3 protein-coding genes are annotated in these 4,705 nt (G+C 69.2%); all 3 read left to right on the top strand.

Features of this window, described 5'->3' with window-relative positions:
* Nucleotides 1–677, top strand: a 677-nt coding sequence (locus tag QMX80_RS18350) for a transaldolase family protein (RefSeq protein ID WP_282278617.1), incomplete at its 5' end; no start/stop codon positions are given.
* Between the two features lie 17 nt (nt 678–694).
* The gene (locus QMX80_RS18345) at nt 695–1,522 is read left to right on the top strand and encodes a phosphatase PAP2 family protein (protein ID WP_282278615.1); all 828 of its coding nucleotides are present in this window, start codon (nt 695–697) and stop codon (nt 1,520–1,522) included.
* Nucleotides 1,523–1,852: 330 nt separating this feature from the next.
* Entirely contained in the window at nt 1,853–4,636 is a 2,784-nt protein-coding gene (locus tag QMX80_RS18340) for a TonB-dependent receptor (RefSeq protein ID WP_282278613.1), read from the top strand.
* The last annotated feature ends 69 nt before the right edge of the window (nt 4,637–4,705 follow it).

Below are 4,705 nucleotides of genomic sequence, written 5' to 3'. Positions count from 1 at the left end.
TTTCCACCGAGGTCGATGCCGACCAGGCCCACGACACCGAAGCGACCATCGCCAAGGCGCGCCAGTTCATCGCCATGTACGAGGCGGCCGGCGTGCCGCGCGGCAAGGTGCTGATCAAGATCGCCGCTACCTGGGCCGGCGTGGAAGCCGCGCGCGTGCTGCAGGCCGAGGGCATCGACTGCAACCTGACCCTGATCTTCAACCCGACCCAGGCGCTGGCCTGCTCGGAAGCCGGCGCGTTCCTGATCTCGCCGTTCGTCGGCCGCATCCTCGACTGGTACGTGGCCAACGGCCAGACCCCGGCCAGCATCGACGAAGACCCGGGCGTGAAGTTCGTGCGCGGCGTGTACGCCGAGTTCAAGCGCCGCGGTTCGGCCACGGTGGTGATGGGCGCCTCGTTCCGCTCGACCGCGCAGATCGAGGCGCTGGCCGGCTGCGACCGCCTGACCATTTCGCCGGACCTGCTGGAGAAGCTCGACGCCGACCAGGGCGAGCTGCCGCGCAGGCTCTCGCCGCAGCCGGCCGAAGCGGTCGACGTTGCTGCGATCGACGAAGCGAAGTTCGACGCCGACATGGCCGCCGACCCGATGGCGACCGAGAAGCTGGCCACCGGCATCGATGCCTTCGCCAAGGATCTGCACACCCTGCGGCAGAACATCGCCGCCCGACTCGCCTGAGGCCCGCCATGACCCCGATGCGTACCCCGCTCCCGCTCCTGTTCGCCGCCAGCCTGTGCCTGCTGGCCGGCGCCTGCACCACGCCGGCCGCGCGGCATGCGGTTCCCGAGATCCGCCCGGGCGTCGCCCGCGGCTATCTGGAGACCGGGCAGCTGCCGGACAGCATCGCCCTGCTGCCGCCGCCGCCGGCGCCGGGGTCGGCCGCGTTCGCGCTGGACGAGCAGGTCAACCTGGCGCGCAACCTGCGCGGCACGCCGCGCTGGCAACAGGCCATCGCCGATGCCAACCTGCAGTTCCCCGAGGCCGCATCGATCTTCGCCTGCGCCATCGGCACCCGCATCGACGAGGCGGCCACGCCGCGCCTGTATGGCCTGCTGCGCCGCACCCGCACCGACGCGGCGGTGGTCAGCGACGCCGCCAAGCACCGCTACAACCGCACGCGGCCGTTCATGGTCAACGGCGAATCCACCTGCACGCCGGACAAGGAAGCGGGGCTGGCGGAGAACGGCTCCTATCCGTCCGGGCACACCTCCATCGGCTGGGCGTGGGCGCTGATCCTCGCCGAGCTGGCGCCGGACCGCAGCGACGCCATCCTCGCCCGCGGCCGCAGCTATGGCGAAAGCCGGCTGGTGTGCAACGTGCACTGGCACAGCGACGTGCTGTCCGGGCGCTTCATGGGCTCGGCGGTGGTCGCGCGCCTGCATGCCGACCCGCAGTTCCGCCACGACATGGACGCCGCGCGCGCGGAACTGGCGACAGCGCGTGCGCGCAATGGCGTGCCGCCGGCCGACTGCGACGCCAGCGCCGCCGCGCTGGCCCAGCCGCTGCCGACCACGGCCTACTGACACGCCACGGTTTCCGTTACCGGTTGCTCTCTCCCTTACTCCGGTATCGCCGCGACCGGGCCGCCATGGCCCGGTCGCTTTTTTTCGCCGGCCTGAAAACCGGGATCGGAGTCGCCCTCCCTTCCAGCGCATGCGCCGGCTGACGCCGTGCGGGCGATAGCCCGACCCGGATTTTCGCCGTGGCGCTATGCGGAGTTCCGCATCGGTCGCCCGCGTTTCGTGCTATCGGCAGGCACCCCGCTCTCAAGACCATGGCAGAGGCGCCATTGCGTCCTTTGCTGCCGTGGCATGCGCAACGCATGCGCGGCCGACATACTTCGGGGAGGGGATATGAGGGTTACACGGAAACGCAGCATCATTGCCAGCGCCATCGTCACCGCATTGCTGCCGTCGCTGGCGACGGCGCAGGCGGCGAAAGGCGACACCACCACGTCGCTGGACAAGGTGGAAGTCACCGGTTCGCGCATCAAGCGCACCGAGATCGAGGGCATCGACCCGGTCCAGGTCGTCACAGCGCAGGACCTGGAGCACCAGGGCTTCGCCAACGTCTACGACGCGCTGTCGAACCTGACGGTGAACACCGGCGTCTTCGTCGGCGAGGAAAGCACCAACAACTTCAACGCCAACGCCCAGGCGCTGAACCTGCGCGGCTTCGGCCCCGGCTACACGCTGGTGCTGCTCAACGGCCGCCGCATCCCCGTGCTGCCCAAGCCTTCGGGCGGCATCAGCGGCAACGTCACCAACCTGGCGATGATCCCGACCTCGGCGGTGGACCGGGTCGAGATCCTGACCAGCGGCGCCTCGGCGATCTACGGTTCGGACGCGGTGGCCGGCGTGGTCAACGTCATCCTCAAGGACCGCATCGAGGGCACCACCGTGTCCTGGCGGCATGGCGATACCGTGCACGGCGGCGGCCGCTCCGAACGCGCCACGCTCACCACTGGTTTCGAGTTCGGCGACACCCATATCAGCGCCGGCCTGGAATGGGACAAACGCTGGCCGATCCGCGGCGACCAGCGCAGCTGGTTCGCCTCGCCCGACCGCTCGCCCGACCCCGACTACCGCGAACCGACCCAGGTGATGTCGTTCTGGGACCGCGACACCGGCTGGGACCTGCTCGACATCGGCAACCGCTGCGGCACCCTGGGCTACGAGGCGGTACGCCCCGGCTGGGCCGGCGAAGGCAGCGAGAACTACTGCGGCGACAACGACTTCGACAGCTACACCGTGCGCAACGGCCGCAAGCGCCTGTTCGGCTTCCTCAACCTCAGCCACCACCTCGGCGACCACGAGCTGTACGCCACCGCGCTGTCCACCCGCTCGCGCGCCGACGCCGGCCTGTACCGCTACGGATTCGCGGTGGACTACGAGGTGGTCGAGGACATGCAGGCGCCGGTGCCCGACGCGACGGCATGGCGGCACATCTACCGCACCTTCCGCAATTCCGAATTTCCCGGCAGCAACCAGTCGTTCAAGGAAGACAACGACGTCATCATCGCTGGCATCCGCGGCACCGTGGGCAAGCTGGACTACAGCCTGAACTACAACTACGGTCGCTACCGCTACCGCGACAGCGTGGACCGCTTCAACGACCAGGCCATGCTCTCGCTGCTGTTCGGCCAGCAGGGCCGCGACTGGTCCTTCCCCTGGACCGGTAGCCGCTGGGTGCGGGTCGGCAAGGACCGCCTCGACGGCAACCTGCTGCCCGATGGCGACCTGGATTTCTTCGGCGCGCTCACGCCCGACCAGTTCCGCGACGCGATGTACACCTCGGTCGGCGACGGCCGCTCCACCTCGCAGGCGTTCACCGCCGACCTGTCCGGGTCGCTGTTCGAACTGCCGGCCGGGCCGCTGGCCTTCGCCGCCGTGGCCGAGGCCAACCGCGATACCTACCGCTTCATCACCGACCAGCCCACCGTCGATGGCGAGATCTACGGCTGGAGCGGCATCCGCGGCCAGGGCAAGCGCAACCACTACGCGCTGGGCACCGAGTTCTCGGTGCCGCTGCTGCCCGCCGGTTCCGGCTTCGGCCAGTGGGATGCGAAGCTGGCCTCGCGCTACGACTACTACGACGATGCCTCCGACGTCGGCGGTGCCTTCACCTGGCAGGCCGGCCTGAGCTGGCGGCCGTCGGACTGGCTGCTGGTGCGCGCCTCGCATGCCACCTCGTTCCGCGCCCCGGACATGCATGTGATGTTCGCCGAGCGCAGTTCGTCCTACACCAGCGGCGTGGACTACCTGGCCTGCGTGAAGGGCGAGGGACTGGCGCGCGGCGCAAGCTGGCAGGGCTGCGGCGAGAAGTACGGCACCGGTTCGATCCGCCAGTACTCCGAGGGCGATCCGGCACTGCGCGAGGAAAAGGGGTCCAGCGACACCATCGGCCTGGTCGCCCAGCTCGGCGGCAACCATTCCTTCAGCCTGGACTGGTACAGCGTCGAGTTGAACGACCAGGTCGGCGTCATCGGCGCCGACGCGGTGCTGCGCTACGCCGCCGAGTGCGCGCTGGGCTATGACGTGCAGGGCAGGGACGTGGACGCCAACTCGCCCAAGTGCCAGACCATGCTGGCGCGCGTGCAGCGCGGCGGCCGCGGCGATGGCGTGCAGTCGGTGATCACCAGCCCGTTCAACACCGGCATGTACCGCCAGGACGGCGTGGACATGACCTGGAACTCGAGCCTGCCGACCGAGCATTGGGGCCGTTTCTCGGCACGCATCGGCTACACCCACATCCTCAAGACGCTCAGCCGCTACCTGCCCGAGGACGAGGTCGAGAACATCCGCGACCGGCAGTGGAACAACGAGTTCCGCACCCGCTCCAACATGACCCTGGGCTGGGACTACAAGCGCGTATCCAGCTACGTGCACATCAACCGGCTCGGCTCCTCGCCGGTACGCTGGGCCGACGAGTACGAGCGCTTCAAGCCGTGGACCACGGTGAACCTGTCGCTGGGCTACCGCGCCACCGACGCGCTCTCCTTCAACCTGGCCGTGGTCAACGTGCTGGACAAGAAGCCCTGGCGCCACGCCTCGGAGAAGTGGTGGCCGTACGCGGACATCAGCAAGTACAACCCGGCCGGCGCCGAGTACTTCATGACGGTCGAATACAGGCTCTGAGCAACGGCATCGACGTGGGTGCGGGCAGCACCCCCCCCCCCCGCGCCTCCCCCACGCGCGCTGTCGCGC

The organism is Stenotrophomonas sp. PS02297, assembly GCF_029959705.1.
GTDB classification, from domain to species: Bacteria; Pseudomonadota; Gammaproteobacteria; order Xanthomonadales; family Xanthomonadaceae; genus Stenotrophomonas; species Stenotrophomonas nitritireducens.
The sequence above is the reverse complement of the archived record's forward strand: the minus strand, read 5'-3'. Positions and strand labels throughout refer to the sequence as shown.

Coding starts and splice junctions, on each gene's coding strand:
- QMX80_RS18340 (WP_282278613.1), top strand. CDS start 1,853: ATGAGGGTTACACGGAAACGCAGCATCATTGCCAGCGCCATCGTCACC.
- QMX80_RS18345 (WP_282278615.1), top strand. CDS start 695: ATGCGTACCCCGCTCCCGCTCCTGTTCGCCGCCAGCCTGTGCCTGCTG.